The organism is Pseudomonas sp. FBCC-B1667, from assembly GCF_059133255.1.
Genome location: NZ_CP101437.1, coordinates 87,645 through 104,123 on the forward strand (window position 1 = coordinate 87,645; position 16,479 = coordinate 104,123).

11 protein-coding genes and 1 pseudogene are annotated in these 16,479 nt (G+C 58.6%); 6 read left to right on the forward strand and 6 right to left on the reverse strand.

Annotation, left to right across the window (positions count from 1 at the left end):
- Nucleotides 1–46: 46 nt before the first annotated feature.
- Nucleotides 47–913 (forward strand): transcriptional regulator HexR, encoded by an 867-nt coding sequence (gene hexR / locus NL116_RS00405; RefSeq protein WP_008027445.1) that lies wholly within the window; start codon nucleotides 47–49, stop codon nucleotides 911–913.
- A 215-nt stretch (nucleotides 914–1,128) separates the two neighbouring features.
- Nucleotides 1,129–1,338 carry a PA3496 family putative envelope integrity protein gene (locus NL116_RS00410; protein WP_494375562.1) on the forward strand — a complete coding sequence of 70 codons (210 nt, stop codon included), beginning with the start codon at nucleotides 1,129–1,131 and terminating at the stop codon, nucleotides 1,336–1,338.
- Here NL116_RS00410 and NL116_RS00415 read toward each other — a convergent pair.
- Nucleotides 1,280–2,242 carry a LysR family transcriptional regulator gene (locus tag NL116_RS00415; RefSeq protein WP_007896524.1) on the reverse strand — a complete coding sequence of 321 codons (963 nt, stop codon included), beginning with the start codon at nucleotides 2,240–2,242 and terminating at the stop codon, nucleotides 1,280–1,282. The two genes, NL116_RS00410 and NL116_RS00415, sit on opposite strands and share 59 nt — an antisense overlap.
- A 192-nt stretch (nucleotides 2,243–2,434) precedes the next feature.
- Here NL116_RS00415 and NL116_RS00420 point away from each other — a divergent pair, with 192 nt between their 5' ends.
- Nucleotides 2,435–3,850, forward strand: a complete 1,416-nt coding sequence (locus NL116_RS00420; protein WP_046030798.1) for an acetyl-CoA carboxylase biotin carboxylase subunit — start codon at nucleotides 2,435–2,437, stop codon at nucleotides 3,848–3,850.
- Nucleotides 3,851–3,861: 11 nt separating this feature from the next.
- Nucleotides 3,862–5,670 carry a sodium-extruding oxaloacetate decarboxylase subunit alpha gene (oadA, locus tag NL116_RS00425; RefSeq protein ID WP_494375563.1) on the forward strand — a complete coding sequence of 603 codons (1,809 nt, stop codon included), beginning with the start codon at nucleotides 3,862–3,864 and terminating at the stop codon, nucleotides 5,668–5,670.
- Nucleotides 5,671–5,775: 105 nt separating this feature from the next.
- Here the strand turns inward: oadA and NL116_RS00430 are convergent, their stop codons facing one another.
- A complete protein-coding gene (locus NL116_RS00430) occupies nucleotides 5,776–7,926 on the reverse strand; it encodes an autotransporter outer membrane beta-barrel domain-containing protein (protein WP_494375564.1) in 2,151 nt (716 codons plus the stop codon).
- A 169-nt stretch (nucleotides 7,927–8,095) separates the two neighbouring features.
- Here NL116_RS00430 and NL116_RS00435 point away from each other — a divergent pair.
- Nucleotides 8,096–8,329 (forward strand): annotated as a pseudogene (locus NL116_RS00435) (transcriptional regulator); the annotation flags it as partial.
- An 89-nt stretch (nucleotides 8,330–8,418) separates the two neighbouring features.
- Here the strand turns inward: NL116_RS00435 and NL116_RS00440 are convergent.
- From NL116_RS00440 to NL116_RS00450, 3 genes are read right to left on the reverse strand one after another with little or no spacing between them, the layout of a single operon-like run.
- Nucleotides 8,419–9,090, reverse strand: a complete 672-nt coding sequence (locus NL116_RS00440; protein WP_494375565.1) for a GNAT family N-acetyltransferase — start codon at nucleotides 9,088–9,090, stop codon at nucleotides 8,419–8,421.
- Nucleotides 9,091–9,107: 17 nt separating this feature from the next.
- Nucleotides 9,108–9,554, reverse strand: coding sequence for a GNAT family N-acetyltransferase (locus NL116_RS00445; protein WP_494375566.1), 447 nt, complete (start codon nucleotides 9,552–9,554; stop codon nucleotides 9,108–9,110).
- Nucleotides 9,555–9,563: 9 nt separating this feature from the next.
- The gene (locus NL116_RS00450) at nucleotides 9,564–10,187 is read right to left on the reverse strand and encodes an FMN-binding negative transcriptional regulator (protein WP_494375567.1); all 624 of its coding nucleotides are present in this window, start codon (nucleotides 10,185–10,187) and stop codon (nucleotides 9,564–9,566) included.
- A 90-nt stretch (nucleotides 10,188–10,277) separates the two neighbouring features.
- Here NL116_RS00450 and pdxR point away from each other — a divergent pair, with 90 nt between their 5' ends.
- Complete coding sequence (gene pdxR / locus NL116_RS00455; protein WP_494375568.1) at nucleotides 10,278–11,828, forward strand: MocR-like pyridoxine biosynthesis transcription factor PdxR; 1,551 nt, start codon at nucleotides 10,278–10,280, stop codon at nucleotides 11,826–11,828.
- Between the two features lie 4 nt (nucleotides 11,829–11,832).
- On the opposite strand, the gene NL116_RS00460 is transcribed toward pdxR, so the two are convergent.
- Nucleotides 11,833–16,365 carry a dermonecrotic toxin domain-containing protein gene (locus NL116_RS00460; RefSeq protein WP_494375569.1) on the reverse strand — a complete coding sequence of 1,511 codons (4,533 nt, stop codon included), beginning with the start codon at nucleotides 16,363–16,365 and terminating at the stop codon, nucleotides 11,833–11,835.
- Nucleotides 16,366–16,479 lie beyond the last annotated feature (114 nt).

Consider the following 16,479-nt stretch of genomic DNA (forward strand, 5'->3'; position numbering starts at 1 on the left):
GCTTGCTACATCCCCGGCAACCGCCAATAACAAAGAGTCCAGCCCTTTGAATCTGCTGCAACACATCGCCCAGTCACGCCACCTTTTACGCAAGTCGGAGCTCAAGGTCGCCGACCACGTGCTGCTTGATCCTGCGGCGGTGATGCACAGCTCCATGGCCGACCTGGCCCACAGCGTGGGCATCAGCGAGCCAACCATCGTGCGCTTCTGTCGCGCCATCGGCTGTTCCGGTTTTCAGGATCTGAAACTGAAGCTGGCGCAAAGCCTGGCAGCCGGTGCGAGCTTCGGCCAGTTTGCGATCCATGAAGACGATTCCGTTGCCGACTACAGCCTGAAAATCTTCGATACCACCCTGCATACCTTGATGGAAGTTCGCGAGAAGCTCGATCCGGTGGAGTTGCAGCGGGCGGTCTCGTTGATGTCCCAGGCCCAGCGGGTCGAGTTCTATGGCTTTGGCGCATCGGGCGCCGTGGCAGCCGATGCCCAGCACAAATTTTTCCGTTTGCTGCTGACCGCTGCGGCGTACTCCGACCCACACATGCAAGCGATGTCGGCCGTGACGTTGAAGCCGACCGATGTGGCGATCTGCATTTCCCAGTCCGGGCGCTCCAAGGATCTGCTAATCACGGCCAACCTGGTGCGTGAAAGTGGCGCCTCGCTGATCACCTTGTGCCCAAGCCAGACGCCGCTGGCCGAGCTGTCGACCGTCAACCTGGCGATCGATGTGCACGAAGACACCGAAATCTACACCCCGCTGACCTCGCGTATCGCTCACCTGGTGGTGATCGACGTGTTGGCGATGGGCGTGGCCATGGCGCGCGGACCTAGCCTGGTCAATCACCTCAAGAGCGTCAAACGCAGCCTTCGCAGCTTGCGGCTGTCGCCCAAGTCGGTGAAAGCGCTGGATGATTGATGCTGCTGGAATTGTGGCGAGGGGGCTCGCCCCCATTGGGTCGCGCAGCAGCCCACAGATTTCGCGACTGCTGCGCAGCCGAACGGGGCGATGCGGCGTCCCGACAAGCCCCCTCGCCACAAAGTAACCTTCATCTCTTTGTAACCCGCCCGCCGCCAAACCGTCATCCCCCGCGCCTATCTTGAAACTCCCGTAATCGCCTTGGGAGACTCGAAATGGCCCAGCCCTACGAAGAACGCAACAGCGCCGCCAAAACCCGTCGTCAGCAAGAAGATCAACGCCGCATGGAATTCCGTCGCGCCATCGAAGATCGCTGCGAACGCCGCCAACTACTGGCCGAGATTGGTGATTTCCCCGAGCTGGAACTCAACTACTGGCAGGCGGCACCGACAGCTTCCCGTCGAAACGCTCAACCAGCGCGCTGATCTGCACCCGCTCGCTACGGATAAACGCAAGGAATGCGTGCGCCACGGGTGACAGCCTTTTTGCCTTGGCTTGCACCAGACACCAGCTGCGGTAGAGCGGCAGTTCTTCGACCGGCAATTCAATCAAGCCGCCGGTCGCCAACTCAAGGTTCAGGGCGTGACGCGTCAACAGCGCTACGCCCAGACCCGCTAGTACACATTCTCGCTGAGCTTCGGCTGACGAGACCTCCTGGGTCTGGTTGAAGTGCACGCGCTTTTCCTTGAAATACTCTTCGCAGGCCAGTCGCGTCCCGGAACCGGATTCGCGCATCAGCAGGGTGTAGGGCTCAAGGTCTTGCAGGCGCAGCGGCCCCATGTGGCACAGCGGATGATCCGGTGGTGCCACCGCGACAATCGGGTTGTTGAGGAACGGCAGGAACTCCAGCCCCATGTCCTGCGGCACCATCGACATGATGACCAGGTCATCGCGATTATCTGACAGGCGTCGAATCACTTGCCCCCGATTAACGACCGTCAGTTGCAGATTGACCTCGGGATGCTGGCGCTTGAAGGCAGCGAACAGGTGCGGGACGAAATACTTGGCGCTGGACTCCACCGCCAGTTTTAACTGCCCTTGCAATGATCCCTGCATGTCCGAAAGCTGCATGTCGAGGTTTTCCAGGCGCCCGAAAATGTCTCGGCTAGCGCGCTGGAGTGCTTCGGCGGCCTCAGTCATGTAGAGTTTTTTGCCGACGTAATCGAACAAGGGCTGACCAATCAGCTCTTCAAGTTGCCTGATCTGTAGGCTCACGGCCGGTTGTGTGAGCGACATTTCGTCGGCTGCCCGGCTGTAGGACCGCAAATCACAGACTTCATTGAAAATCTGCAATTGACGCAATGTCATACGCATCAATGACTTACGCATTATCTAGTCGCTCTCGGCACGGGCTGGTGCTGCGACTATAAGTCTTTACTTATGCCTGACCCAATAATTATTCATTTTTGTTAATCCCTTACGAGGTCTAGTGTGGGCCTGCGACCAAATTGAAACATTTGGTCACGCGTCGATCTGGTCTAGCAGGTCGTGGTTACCACCGGCTCAAGGGAACCTCCAAAAGTGATAAAAAAGATCCTGATCGCCAACCGTGGTGAGATTGCCGTACGAATCGTGCGTGCCTGCGCCGAGATGGGCATTCGCTCGGTCGCGATCTATTCCGACGCCGACCGTCATGCCCTGCATGTGAAGCGCGCGGACGAGGCCCACAGCATCGGTGCCGAGCCACTGGCCGGTTACCTGAATGCGCGAAAACTGGTGAACCTGGCCGTGGAGACCGGTTGTGATGCGTTGCATCCTGGCTACGGATTCCTCTCGGAAAACGCTGAGCTGGCTGATATCTGCGCAGAGCGCGGCATCAAGTTCATTGGTCCCTCGGCTGAGGTCATACGCCGCATGGGCGACAAGACCGAAGCCCGCCGCAGCATGATCAAGGCCGGCGTGCCGGTCACGCCGGGTACCGAAGGCAATGTTGCCGACATCGCCGAGGCCTTGGTCGAAGGCGACCGAATCGGTTACCCGGTGATGCTTAAGGCAACCTCCGGTGGTGGTGGTCGCGGTATCCGTCGCTGCGACAGCCGCGAAGAGCTCGAACAGGCTTTCCCTCGCGTAATTTCGGAAGCCACGAAGGCATTCGGTTCGGCAGAAGTGTTCCTGGAAAAATGCATCGTCAATCCAAAGCACATCGAAGCGCAGATTCTCGGCGACAGCTTTGGCAATGTGGTGCACTTGTTCGAGCGTGATTGCTCGATCCAGCGCCGCAACCAGAAACTGATCGAGATCGCCCCGAGCCCGCAACTGACCCCGGAACAGCGTGCCTACATCGGCGACCTGTCGGTGCGTGCCGCCAAGGCCGTGGGTTACGAGAACGCCGGCACCGTGGAGTTCCTGCTCGCCGAGGGCGAGGTGTACTTCATGGAGATGAACACCCGAGTGCAGGTGGAACACACCATCACCGAAGAAATCACCGGCATCGACATCGTGCGTGAGCAGATCCGCATTGCGTCCGGCCTGCCGCTTTCGGTGAAACAGGAAGACATTCAGCACCGCGGTTTCGCGTTGCAGTTCCGGATCAACGCCGAAGACCCGAAAAACAACTTCCTGCCAAGCTTCGGCAAGATCACCCGTTACTACGCGCCCGGTGGCCCCGGCGTGCGGACTGACACGGCGATCTACACCGGTTACACCATTCCACCGTTCTACGATTCGATGTGCCTGAAACTGGTGGTGTGGGCGCTGACCTGGGAAGAGGCGATGGACCGTGGCTTGCGCGCCCTCGACGACATGCGCCTGCAAGGGGTCAAGACCACCGCCGCGTACTACCAGGAAATCCTGCGTAACCCGGAATTCCGTAGCGGCCAGTTCAACACCAGCTTCGTTGAAAGCCACCCTGAACTGACCAACTACTCGATCAAGCGCAAACCCGAAGAGCTGGCCCTGGCCATCGCCGCCGCCATCGCCGCCCACGCAGGCCTGTGAGGAATAAAATAATGTCCAAGAAGATTCATGTAACCGACACCATCCTGCGCGACGCCCACCAATCGCTGCTCGCCACCCGCATGCGCACCGAAGACATGCTGCCGATCTGCGACAAGCTCGACAAAGTCGGCTACTGGTCGCTGGAATGCTGGGGCGGCGCAACCTTTGACGCCTGCGTACGCTTCCTGAAAGAAGACCCGTGGGAGCGTCTGCGCCAACTGCGCGCGGCGTTGCCTAACACGCGTCTGCAAATGCTGCTGCGTGGCCAGAACCTGCTGGGCTACCGCCATTACAGCGACGACGTGGTCAAAGCCTTCGTCGCCAAGGCCGCGGTCAACGGTATCGACGTGTTCCGCATCTTCGACGCCATGAACGACGTGCGTAACCTGCGTGTTGCCATCGAAGCGGTGAAGGCAGCCGGCAAACATGCCCAGGGCACCATCGCTTACACCACCAGCCCGGTGCACACCATCGAGGCGTTCGTGGCACAAGCCAAGCAAATGGAAGCCATGGGTTGCGATTCGGTGGCGATCAAGGACATGGCCGGTCTGCTGACGCCATACGCGACCGGCGAACTGGTACGGGCGTTGAAAGCCGAACAGTCGCTGCCAGTGTTCATTCACTCGCACGACACCTCTGGCATGGCCACCATGTGCCAGCTCAAAGCCATCGAAAACGGCGCCGACCACATTGACACCGCAATCTCCAGCTTCGCTTCGGGCACCAGTCACCCGGGCACCGAGTCGATGGTTGCTGCCCTTAAAGGCACCGAGTTCGACACTGGCCTGAACCTGGAACTGCTGCAAGAGATCGGCCTGTACTTCTACGCCGTGCGCAAGAAGTACCACCAGTTTGAAAGCGAATTCACCGCCGTCGACACCCGTGTCCAAGTCAACCAGGTACCCGGCGGGATGATTTCCAACCTGGCCAACCAGTTGAAAGAGCAGGGCGCACTGAACCGCATGAGCGAAGTGCTCGCTGAAATCCCGCGCGTTCGTGAAGACCTCGGCTTCCCGCCGCTGGTAACCCCGACCTCGCAAATCGTGGGTACCCAGGCATTCTTCAACGTGTTGGCTGGCGAACGCTACAAGACCATCACCAATGAAGTGAAGCTCTACCTGCAAGGCGGTTACGGCAAGGCGCCGGGTACTGTGAACGAACAACTGCGTCGCCAGGCCATCGGCAGCGAAGAAGTGATCGACGTGCGTCCGGCTGACCTGCTCAAGCCGGAAATGACCAAACTGCGTGCTGAAATTGGCGCTGTGGCCAAGTCCGAAGAAGACGTGCTGACCTACGCCATGTTCCCGGACATCGGTCGCAAGTTCCTCGAAGAACGCGCTGCCGGCACCCTGACACCTGAAGTACTCCTGCCGATTCCTGAAGCCGGTGGCGTGGCCTCGGCCGGTGGCGAAGGCGTGCCGACCGAGTTCGTCATCGACGTCCACGGCGAAACCTACCGCGTCGACATCACCGGTGTCGGCGTCAAGGCCGAAGGCAAGCGTCACTTCTACCTGTCCATCGACGGCATGCCGGAAGAAGTGGTATTCGAACCGCTCAACGAATTCGTCAGCGGCGGCAGCAGCAAGCGTAAGCAAGCCACCGCGCCGGGCCATGTCAGCACCACCATGCCGGGCAACATCGTCGATGTGCTGGTCAAGGAAGGCGACGCTGTGAAAGCAGGGCAAGCCGTGCTGATCACCGAAGCGATGAAGATGGAAACTGAAGTCCAATCGGCCATCGCCGGCAAAGTCACCGCCATCCACGTAGCCAAGGGCGACCGGGTGAATCCGGGCGAAATCCTGATCGAGATCGAAGGCTGATTTAACAGCCTCGATACAACGCTTTAAACCTCGGGGGGGCATGTGCTCCCCTTTTTTTCGCCCGATTTTCCACTCCCACAGTGCCTGTGCTGTATCAGTCGTTGATCAGAACGCCATCCGCCACTGGCCTGTTACACCATGGTTTCGGCTGTCGGTGCCGAACTCACCATTCAGCCCAATGCCAAGCGTGTGTCTGGCTGACAAACCGAGATCCAGACCTGCATCGACCAGCAGGCTGTCGCGATCCAGTGACGCACCGGAAACAGTGAAGTCTTTCCCGCCCGTTAGAAGTCGTTGACGGGTATCGCTGTAGACGTCGCCGTATGTGTGTTTCCAGCCAGCTGAGAATCTCGGTGTGAGCCGCATGCCGTTATCGAGAGTGTTGAATTTCGCCAGTCGCAAGCCGAATGTGCTGTTCATGTTGCTCTGTGTTTGGCCGTGGACTTTTAGCTTAGCGGCGCCGCCTTTCTCGGTATAACCGTCGCGCTGATACCGTTGATAACCAAGGCTGGCGAACGGTTCGAAGCTGACGTTGGCGCGTCCCAGGTTGTAACTGAATTCCGCAAAGGCTTGCTGGGTGTTAGCGTCGTAACGGCCTTCGGGGCGGTCACTGAAACCGTTGAAGGCCACCCGGCGTTTGGTGTTTCCGTCGTGATTGCTGTAGGTCGCACCAAGACGCACCGACGCGGGGCCGTTCTGGCGCAAGGCATAGGCACCCATGTGCCAGCTGTCGAGACCGCCGTCGAGGCCGTCGCTGTCCAGTCGGGTTTCGGATTTCCCACCCAGCACACCGATGCGCCATTGCTCATCGACCCCCCAATCTGCGCCAAGAACCAGACCTTGTGTCGAGTATTTCAGCGCATCGTATTCGCGATCCAGTATTCCGCCGTGGCCCAACGCTTGCAGCCAGACTCTGCCGTTGTTTTCACTGCCAGAGGCTGTGCGCGGTGCGCTTCTTTGGTTGCCGAATGTTGGTGCGCTACCTATCTGGCGCATCGCCGAGAGCATGGTTGCACTGATTGGACTGTCACTGTTCAGCGTCGCCTTGGCAAGGTTGGCATTGTTGGCTGCAGCCAGCTGTTCAATGGCATGGGACGCGGTGGTTTTGTCACTGCCGAGCAGGGCTGCGACGGCGTAGCTTGCAGGGCTGGATGGTTTTGGCGCTGCGGCAATTGGAGGGGTAGAGGCAGCTGCTGTGTCGGCGGGTGTACTGGTCTGCGGCGCTTCAACCGGTTCCTGGATGCTTTGACTGACCCCGCGTCCGTTTTCGGTAATGGCGAGGCTCTCGATAGGTACTGCGTTACGGGTGAAGATGAGATCGACTTGTTTATCTGCGTAATCCACCTCGGGTGTCATAAAGGCAAGGTTGTTGATGACGTTGCCAAACTTCCCTTCAACTTTGTCGGCAACCAGAATGGTGTTTGCGCTGATCAGCGGGTAATCGCCCGGCGCGGCATCGATGTTCAGCGTGGCGCCACCCAGATTGGCAATGCCACCGACTAAGATCGTTTCACTTTTGCGGACTGCATCGACCTCGTACGTCAGTTCGGCCGTTCTGGAAAGCGTCAGGTCGCCTGACACTTTCGGGGCTCCGTGCATTTTGTCGACGGACAGTTTTCCGTTTACCTGTAACGCTCCGATTCGGCCATTGCCAGCAAAAAGCCCTTCTTCATCTACGACGACGTTACCTGCGACAGTTCCCGAGTTGTTCAGGATGCCACCTGATTGAACCGCCGCGTCGCCGCCAATCAGGCCAGTGTTGATAAGGGTGCCTTGGGTCAATGCATCTCCCATGATGTGTCCATCATTGACAAGTGTTGCCTTGGAACGTACCAACACACCGGAATCAAAGTCGCCGGAACCGTTCAATGTCCAGGTGTTACGTTTGAGCTCCAACCCTGCGAAGTTGCGACTTTCGCCTAATTTGCCACCGTTTGCGGTATCGAGTTGCAGGAAGTTGATGCCTCCGCCTCCATCAATGAGGCCGGTAATGCTTGCACGGCCAGTCACCGTGACCAGGTCATTTGCTTCGCCGAATTTGCGATTGACACCATCCGCTGTCTTACTGATCGGGTTCTTGATGGTATCGGGAGCGTTGATAAAGGCTTCCAGCGCCGCGACGCGCTCGTCGGGCGTTTCAACCGCCCGCGCGATATCGATGGAGGTCTGCTGGGCAAATGAAAATTCACTGCAACCCAACGCGAGCGCAATGGCCAATGCCAGGTTTTGTGCGCGAAATTTGTGTTGTGCCGTCATCAAGGTTACCCCTTTAGAAAAGAGGTAAAACTCTAAATATCCACCTTGGATACCGATGTCAGCTCGTTCCGGAGGGTTTGCAGGCGGTGTCAGAAGCTCGAAGCAGAAAATTTGCCGCTCCTGGGCCACAGCGCATTTTAACGCTTCGGACCGATGACCTTTTCTTACGATAAATCGAGACGCTTCCCGCAAAAACATTCAGGAAGCGCTGGCTCAAGGCACTCTTGAGGTAGGCGATGCGGTTCGTCGATTACGCGTAGAGGTCACCGGCCTGCACCCGACGCCATTCGCAAAAATGTGCAAAATCTCGCTGCGCATGCTGGTGCATAGCGAACATGGAGAAGGCAATCAGACGTTGAGATCGCTGAATGCCGTGTTCAGGCCGTTTGGCCTGAAGATGGGGGGCGGCGCGACTTTGGTTGAGGCTACAGCACCCGAATTTGTGGCGAGAGAGGTTGCTCCCTCGCCTCGGGGGAAGAGAACTGCAGCCGCTTACCCGCGACACTCGGCGAGCGTTTTCACCTGCCCCGAGTCCGTCTGATTATCGTCGCTCAACCAGCGTTCAAAACCTGCGCCAATCGCCGGCCATTCCGAGTCCAGAATCGAATACCACGCGGTATCCCGGTTCTGACCCTTGACCACCATGTGCTGGCGGAACACCCCTTCAAAAGTGAAGCCCAAGCGCTCGGCCGCGTATTTGGAGCGGGCGTTACCGTTGTTGCACTTCCACTCCAGGCGTCGATAACCCAGGGCAAACGACTCCTTGGCCAGCAAGTAAATTGCCTCGGTACTTTTCGGTGAGCGCTGCATGGGCGCGCCGAACGTGACGTGGCCGATTTCGATTCGGCCCTGAGCCGGCACGATCGACATCAGGCTGAGGATGCCCTGCACCTCGCCGCTTGCACGGTCGATCACGCTGAAGAAATACGGATCGCTATTGGCCGCATGGTTGTTCAGCCAATCGTTGAATGCGCTACGTTCCGGGAAGGGTCCGTAAGGCAAATAGTCCCAGAGTTTTGGATCGGCACCCGGGCCGTGCAGGGCCTTGAACAGCCCCTCGGCATGACGTGCCGGGTCGAGTTTTTCCAGGCGAATAAAACGCCCTTCGAGGGTTTGAACGGTGGGCGCGGGGACGCCTTTCCAGTCCGCGAGTGAAGTCGACATGTTGTTCTCCTTGAACCTTAAAGGGCTTTGCGAAACTGGATGTAACCGGGGCGTTCGGCGATACGCTCGTAGAGCTGGATCGCGGTGGCGTTGGTTTCGTGGGTCAGCCAGTGGACTTTGCAGCAGCCGTCCGTTTTGGCGGTGGCATACACGAATTCGATCAGTCGGCGACCGACGCCGGTACCGCGAGTTTCAGGCGTCACCAGCAGGTCTTGAAGATAGCAGGAGTTTTCGATGCTCCAGTTCGAACGGTGGTAGATGAAGTTCACCATGCCGACGGCTTTGCCATCCATCCACGCCAGCGCCGAGTGCGTCGTTTCATTTGGATCGAGCATGCGTTGCCAGGTGCTGTCAGTGACCGCTTCGGGCAATTCGGTGTTGTAGAAGCGCAGGTAGGCTTGCCACAGTGGTAGCCAGGCAGCGTGGTCGTCGGCACTGACCTGACGGATTTCAATCTGACTCATGTTCATTCCTTAACGCATCAAGTGGGCGAGGGCCTGATCGTGCACATCGGGGCTTTCGGCGAGCCCTTCACGTACACCGGCGATGTCTTCGGCGCTGCGGTTCTGGCTGAGTTTGCGTTTGCCTTCCAGACGCTGGATCGGCAGGGCAAACCCCACAATCGCCTTGAGCATGCCGTCGATATAGTCGGCGGGAGCGTCGGCCACCTTCCACGGCTGGGCGCGGCCGGCTTCGTGTCGATCAGTCAACGCGCTGACCAGGTTGAGCAGGTGCCCGGCATCGGTGAATACTTCGGCTGTTCCGTAAGCGTGTACGGCGATGTAGTTCCAGGTCGGCACGACTTTGCCGTGCTCGGCTTTGCTCGGATAAAAACCGGGGCTGACGTAAGCATCGGCACCGGCAAAGATCACCAGCGCTTCAGCGCCGTTCTGCAATTCTTTCCACTGAGGATTGGCCCGGGCGAAATGACCGTAGAGGGTGCCATTCGGACCTTCGTCAGGTTTGAACAATAACGGCAGATGACTGGCTTGCAGGCCTTGTTCGCCGTGGGTAATCACCATGGCGAGGCGGGTGCCAAAGATCTGCTGGCGCAGTTCATCCAAATCGTTGATGGCAAAGCTGCTGGGGTTGTACATGGAAATATCCCTTGGCGAACGCCTTCATCCTAGGCAGGCTATTGGTCTGTTGTAAGAGCCATTAATGACCAATTTCATAGGTCCATTGCCATGACCGATGCGTCGCTTTCCCTGTCGTTCAACCCTGCCGGTATCGAACTGGATCGCCGTCAGGGCCTGAGCCGTCAGCTTTACAAAGCGTTGCGCTTGCGCGTGCTGGATGGGCGACTGGCCAGCGGCACGCGTTTACCGGCCAGTCGGGATCTGGCGGCAGCACTGGCGATTTCTCGCAACAGCGTGGTGCGCGCTTATGATCAGCTCTATGCCGAAGGCTTTATCGAGGGGCGCGTGGGTGACGGGACTTACGTGGCTCAACTGCCCCGATCGGCGATACCCGCCAAAAAATTATCCACAAAAGTATCCACAGGGTTGTCAACAGGCTTATCCACAGTCTTATCCACAAATTGGCTGGATTTACCTGTGGTTTCATCCAGTAACGTTATCCACAGTGGCGCTTTGGGGCGCGTTGAAAAGAACCATTTGGCCCTTCCGCCCAGTGGCCCTCCGCGTGCATTTCGGGTCGGCGTACCGGCCTTTGATCTGTTTCCTTTCGAGGTCTGGGCCAAGCTGAATGCGGCTTTCTGGCGTAAGCCGGATTTGCAGCAGCTGTGTTATGGCGATCCGGCGGGCGATGAGCGCTTGCGTAGAATGATCGCGGCCTATCTGCGTAGTTCACGCGGCATGCAGTGTTCGGCTGAGCAAATAGTGATCACCAGTGGCGCGCAGCAGGGGATTAGCCTTTGTGCACAGCTGCTGGTGGAGCCTGGCGATGGCGTGGCGATTGAGAATCCGGGGTATCGGGCGGCGGGTCATGCGTTCGCCGTGGCCGGTGCGCAGTTGCACGGTGTGGCGGTGGACAGCGAGGGGATTGATTGCGCCGAATTGGCCGTGCTCGGGGATTGTCGTCTGGCGTATGTCACGCCGTCGCATCAGTACCCGACCGGGGTAGTGATGAGCCTGGCGAGGCGTCTGGAGTTGCTGGCCTGGGCAGAGCGCACTCAAGGCTGGATTGTCGAGGATGACTACGACGGCGAGTACCGCTATAGCGGCGCGCCATTGGCACCGTTGGCGGCGCTCGACCGCCAGGGGCGGGTGTTGTATGTCGGGACCTTTGGCAAAGTTGCCTTTCCGGCGCTGCGCCTGGGGTATCTGGTGCTGCCGCCAGCGCTGGTGCAGGCGTTCTCTCAACGGCGGGCGGTGGACGTCCGGCACTCCGAAGTGAGCACGCAAGCAGTGATGGCCGAGTTCATGGCCGCGGGGCACTTTCAGCGGCATATTCGCCGCATGCGTCGCGCCGCCCTGAGTCGGCGCAACACGTTGCTGGCTGGTTGGCCCAAGGACATCCCCGGCATCGGCAGCCTGCCGAGTGTCTCGGCAGGGCTGCATCTGACCGTAGCGGTCGATTCCCAGACCCGCGAACACGAGCTGGTGGAACAGGCGGCGAGCGTCGATGTCGAGATCAATGCTCTCAGCGGCTACTGGTTGCCGGATTCGACACAACCTGTGGACGAGCGCGCGGGGCTGGTCCTGGGTTTCGCTGCGGTGCCCGAGGCGGCCATCAGCGCCGCACTCGGGCGACTGGAAAAGGTCTGGCGCCGCTAAGTACTTAAGTTGCGGTGCTTGTTTGTGGTTCCAGGTCCAGGAACAGTTTTCGTAGCGCAGGATCGTCCAGCTTCCTGAACACCCCATCGATGGGTTCGAAGGTGGTCAAGGCTTGTTGCTGTTCCAGTGGCAGCGTTTTCAGGTAGTCATCTGAAACTTTCAAATGGGCCGCGGCGGGTGAACTCGCTGGACTCGACAGCGTCTCGTAGTGGAAATGCGCCACCCATAACGGTTTATTGTGGGTCTTGTCAGAAATCCGGTACTCCTGAAAAAAGTCGCCGAGCCCTCGGGTCTGGACGCGTCCACGCCTGTCGCGGCGGATGTCGATCTGCCCGTTTTCATGCATCCATTTGAAAATGCTCTGAGTCGGTTTGCGACGCGAGTAAAGGTCGGCGCGCACGCTGACGCCTGCTTTGCGCAGATGACTGGCCCCGTCACGTAACTCGCCGCTCAGCGTGGCAACCGGGAAAGGGGAGGCTTCGTCCTTCCTGCTGTTGATCACGGCTTGTTCAACGCTGCTGGCCGCCTGCTCCAGTTTCAACGCCTGCTGATCGAACACATCCTGAATATCGGCTGGGATGCGTCTTGGGAGCAAAGCGTCTTTACGGGTGCGTTCGATGAAGGGGGCCGTGTCCAGGTTCAGCTCGATGCCGGCCTCGATCGTTCCGGCGTCATCCAGCACCGGAACAGGGTGTCGATAACCGGTGGGCGTAAATGACTCAAGCACATCCTCCTTGGTTTTTTCGGGTTCATGTTTGCCGGAATTCCTTGGTCGGGTCTTGTGCACCTTGATCGACGGTCGGGATGCACCCGGTTGTACCCGTTCTACAGCCGCTTGCACGGGTATGAGTTCCGGCTCTGGCAGCAACGCCTGTAACCGGTTTTGTGCGAGTTGCGCGAACTCGTCGATGAGCGATTGCACATGATCGAGCCTGGTTTGCTTGACCAGTCCAGGGTACGTGCCCGGCAATTCCTGAATGCGCTGGTCAGCGTCGGCAAAGGTCTCCACCAGATTGTTCAATTTCTCGACAGGCGCCTGCACATCGGGATCTTCGCCATCGACTTTCATCAGGTCCGCCATTTCAATCGCGGCCTTCGCGGCGCTCGCAGCGATATGCCCGACCGCGTCACGGGCCTGCTGCATCAGAGGGCTGGCCTGTTCGTTGAGGCACAGCTCCTGCGACATGCCGATCTCGTTGGCCTTGATATCAAGCACGGTAAACGAAGGCGCCAGTTTTCTGATTTGCATCGCACGCTCAATGCCAGGGCGTCCCACTGCGTGCATGTTCTGGAGTGTCGACGCAAACAGGGTCAGCTTTTCAATCATCTGCGCGCCGATGTCGGACGCTTTCTGCACATTGTCGACGAACGTTTGCCAGGCAACGGGTTCGTTTTGTTGGCCCAAGGTCAGAACACGGGTGGCCAGACCATATTCGGATCGTTTCAGGACAAACCACACAGACAGATTCTTCTGCATCACCACGCTCATGCGAAGCAAGTCCTCCCGGTAGTTTTCCGTGCCGCCGAGGGTGCGCCATTCGCGCAGTTGTTCCAGCGCCTGGCGATATTCGCCGATCGTTGTCTCCAGTTTTTCCATGTACGCAGCCGTTCGTTGACCGTAGTTTTCGGCGATGGCTTGCTGGATGCGGTCATGTAACGTTTTCAGTTCGGTTTCCTTCGCGTTTTCCAGGCTTTTGAAGGCGCCCAAAACCTCCTCCAGATGGCCTCTGCGCTGCTCGTCAGCCGCCTCCTGGTGGCGGCTGATCGCATTTCCAGCCCCTCCTCGCAAACGCAGGCGCAGGTCGAGAACCCATTGCCCGTGGCCGTTATCCATCAGCATCGGACCGTTGCGCTCAGGCTGATCCGGGTAAACGATATGAACCTCCTCGTCGCCTTTCACGTCGACGTAAAACCACCGATCACCCACCTGTGCATAATTTCTGAAGTTTTGTTGGTAAAAGTGTGGAGGGGTCTCTTTAGCTATCGTCACGTCAGCGCTGGAAATATCGAGTGCCGTGACTTTGAGTGTGTCCAGGTAAACACCCAGTGCGGTCGGTGTACGGCGTGGAACCGAGCCGGCCAGGTCCAGGGCGGAAAGATGAGCAGGGGGAAGGTCCGGGCCCAATGGGGCGTGATTGACCGTGACGGTCACGGGCTCGACCAGCGGCTTTTCAGCCTTCGCCTTCGACAGCCGCATGGTCCGGGGTTTGCTCGAAACCCTTCTGCGTCGCATCACGGCGTGATGGCTGAGGATAATGCCGATTGCCAGCAGAATGTCCGACACCGACGTCCATTCGATGAAGCGGTCATCCTGGTCATGGGCATCCAGTGCCTGTTGAATCTGGTTGATGGTTTGCCAGACCCAGACCGCGGTGCCGACCGCACCGCTGAGAACATTCGAGGCGACGTTCAAGAGCGCCCAGCCACTTTCTTTCAACACACTCCAGCGTCGTTCGCCATTGGATTGCGATTGTCGGTCGGCGAGGTTGACCAGCATCCGCGCATTGCTTTTGAACAGCGCAGACAGTATGTCGCCGGTGATCTCGACATTTTCGAAAGCCACACGCCCGAATTTGTCTGCGCGTTGCAATGGATTGACGAATTGTTCCGCAATCAGCCAAGGAGAGGGCAGGCCAGTGGGAAAAACATATTGGGCATATTCAAAGCTCAGGTGTTTATCGGGCAACCAGGCCAGTACCGAGTCCCTGAGGTCGCCGGGTTGGTGCAACGCGTACAACAGGTTTTGCCTCGAGGGGTATTGCAGCAGGGGGTCATCGAGCATTGGCCGATAGAGCAGGCAAGGCCCGCTGTGTGCATCTCGTGGGCTGATGATGAACATGTTGTCCACGGTGTCGCTGCTGCTGATCAAGCGATGTTGCGGCATCATCGTGAGCGGGTAGAGCGCGACGGTCTTGGTGGTGACATCGGGATCGAGCAGCTCGCAGACGTAGCGGTAACCGCGTTCGTCCACACCGGTTTCAGGCTTGAACCTGGCTTCTAGTGCCTGAAGCGGCAGCAAGGAACACAATTGATCGCGATAGAACTTTTCCTGGCGTCGGGAGGCCATCGGGTCCTCCAGCAGCTTGGGTTTGATAAGGGCGGGATATGCCGTTCCGATGTCCACTCGTGCAGACACGGCGGTGAGAAAGTCAGCCGTGAGCCAATCCGGTACCGTCTCCCCACCCTTGAATGAGACGGTCGCCAGGTAGGGCGCTTCGTTCTCCAGCGCGAAGTCGGCCAAGGATTCAATGCGTTGATCGAGGGGGTTGGGCAGGGTGAAATTGTCGGCGGTAAAACTGTGGCTGATTTTGATCCGCAGATCATCCAGCGCAAGATTCGCGGCGCCGACCGCCAGTGGGTCCGCGATGATCGCTTCACGCATCCGCCGCTGGGCATAGTCGGCGATGGACGGGATCTCGGCGCTGGCCAATTGGCTGTCCGGTTGGCGATACAACTTGCCCAGTGCACTGATGTAACGGCCGTAATCTTGAATGTCCTCGGAGGAGGCATTGCGCAACCAATCGGGAATCGCTTTGTTCAGTTGCAGGAATCGTGCTTTTTCGTCGGGGTCGAGTCCGGTTTCGGGGGCGACCTCGTCGGCCGGGGCCTCAATAAAGCGCAACGAGTCAATGGCATCCATCTGTGACGAGACCAACGCCCACGCCATGTGGTCGAAGATGTTGCCTTCCGGTTCGTAAAACCGCCACGTCAGAGCGCGTCCTGACCGTTGTTCTTCCAGGCGTGCGGTAAGCGAGTTACCCAATTCTTCCATCGAACTGAACGACTCATATGCGCGCTCGATGGTGTACATCACCAGTAGTTGGCGCTTGCGATGCGAGGCCTTGAGCACCAACGCGCCACCGATCAACAGGTGGCGGGTGACATCATTCTCGGCGGTATCGATATCGAGAAGGCACGCCTGAATGGCGGAAAATTCGGTGTTTACATTTTTACGGGTGGTTTTGTCCGGGGCGTCGAACACTTCCCGCGCCATCGCGCATTCATCGGCGTCCCAGCCTTTGACCTTCTGCACGTTCAACGCCTTGCGCAGCGTGTCGGACAGCTCGTGCCAGCGGGGGATCGCATGCCCCTTGGCATTCCAGAAATCGAGTTGCCGTGCTTGAGCCTCAATGAACAGGATCGATGCCGAATGATTGAGCATCTTCGCGATGTCCTCGATGCAGACGGCGAGGTGAACCGGTTTTTTGCTGTCCGGCTCGAGGGTCAGGAAATGCTCGCCTTCAAGATAGTTGGCCGTTGTTCCATACAGCCCTTGGCGCATCAGCGCCAAGGTCAGTGACTCGAACTCGGTTTGGCCCGCCTCGACACGGTCGCCCACCATGAGCCACTGCGGGGTGCCGACGAAGGCGTTATCAGGGTCGATCTGCAATTCTGGCCAGGCTGTCGCCATCGCCTGGCGCAGCAGGTGCGAAGCCACTGTGCTGAGCGTGTGGCCGGGGCTGGTCAGGCTCACCAGATCACTGGTTTCCAACAAAGGGGCCGAGTCATTTTGAGGCAGAGGAATGTTGTTGCTCATGGCGGATACCTGGGCGCAATCACGAGGCCGGGAAAGCCTCTTGGTGCATCGAGGGTAATCAGGCACCCCCCACCCGAGGTGGTAGATACATATCGCGGGTTAAAAAAGACCCGC

Coding starts and splice junctions, on each gene's coding strand:
- NL116_RS00445 (WP_494375566.1), bottom strand. CDS start 9,554: ATGAGTCAGATTGAAATCCGTCAGGTCAGTGCCGACGACCACGCTGCC.
- oadA (WP_494375563.1), top strand. CDS start 3,862: ATGTCCAAGAAGATTCATGTAACCGACACCATCCTGCGCGACGCCCAC.
- NL116_RS00440 (WP_494375565.1), bottom strand. CDS start 9,090: ATGTCGACTTCACTCGCGGACTGGAAAGGCGTCCCCGCGCCCACCGTT.
- pdxR (WP_494375568.1), top strand. CDS start 10,278: ATGACCGATGCGTCGCTTTCCCTGTCGTTCAACCCTGCCGGTATCGAA.
- NL116_RS00460 (WP_494375569.1), bottom strand. CDS start 16,365: ATGAGCAACAACATTCCTCTGCCTCAAAATGACTCGGCCCCTTTGTTG.
- NL116_RS00430 (WP_494375564.1), bottom strand. CDS start 7,926: ATGACGGCACAACACAAATTTCGCGCACAAAACCTGGCATTGGCCATT.
- NL116_RS00410 (WP_494375562.1), top strand. CDS start 1,129: ATGGCCCAGCCCTACGAAGAACGCAACAGCGCCGCCAAAACCCGTCGT.
- NL116_RS00415 (WP_007896524.1), bottom strand. CDS start 2,242: ATGCGTAAGTCATTGATGCGTATGACATTGCGTCAATTGCAGATTTTC.
- NL116_RS00450 (WP_494375567.1), bottom strand. CDS start 10,187: ATGTACAACCCCAGCAGCTTTGCCATCAACGATTTGGATGAACTGCGC.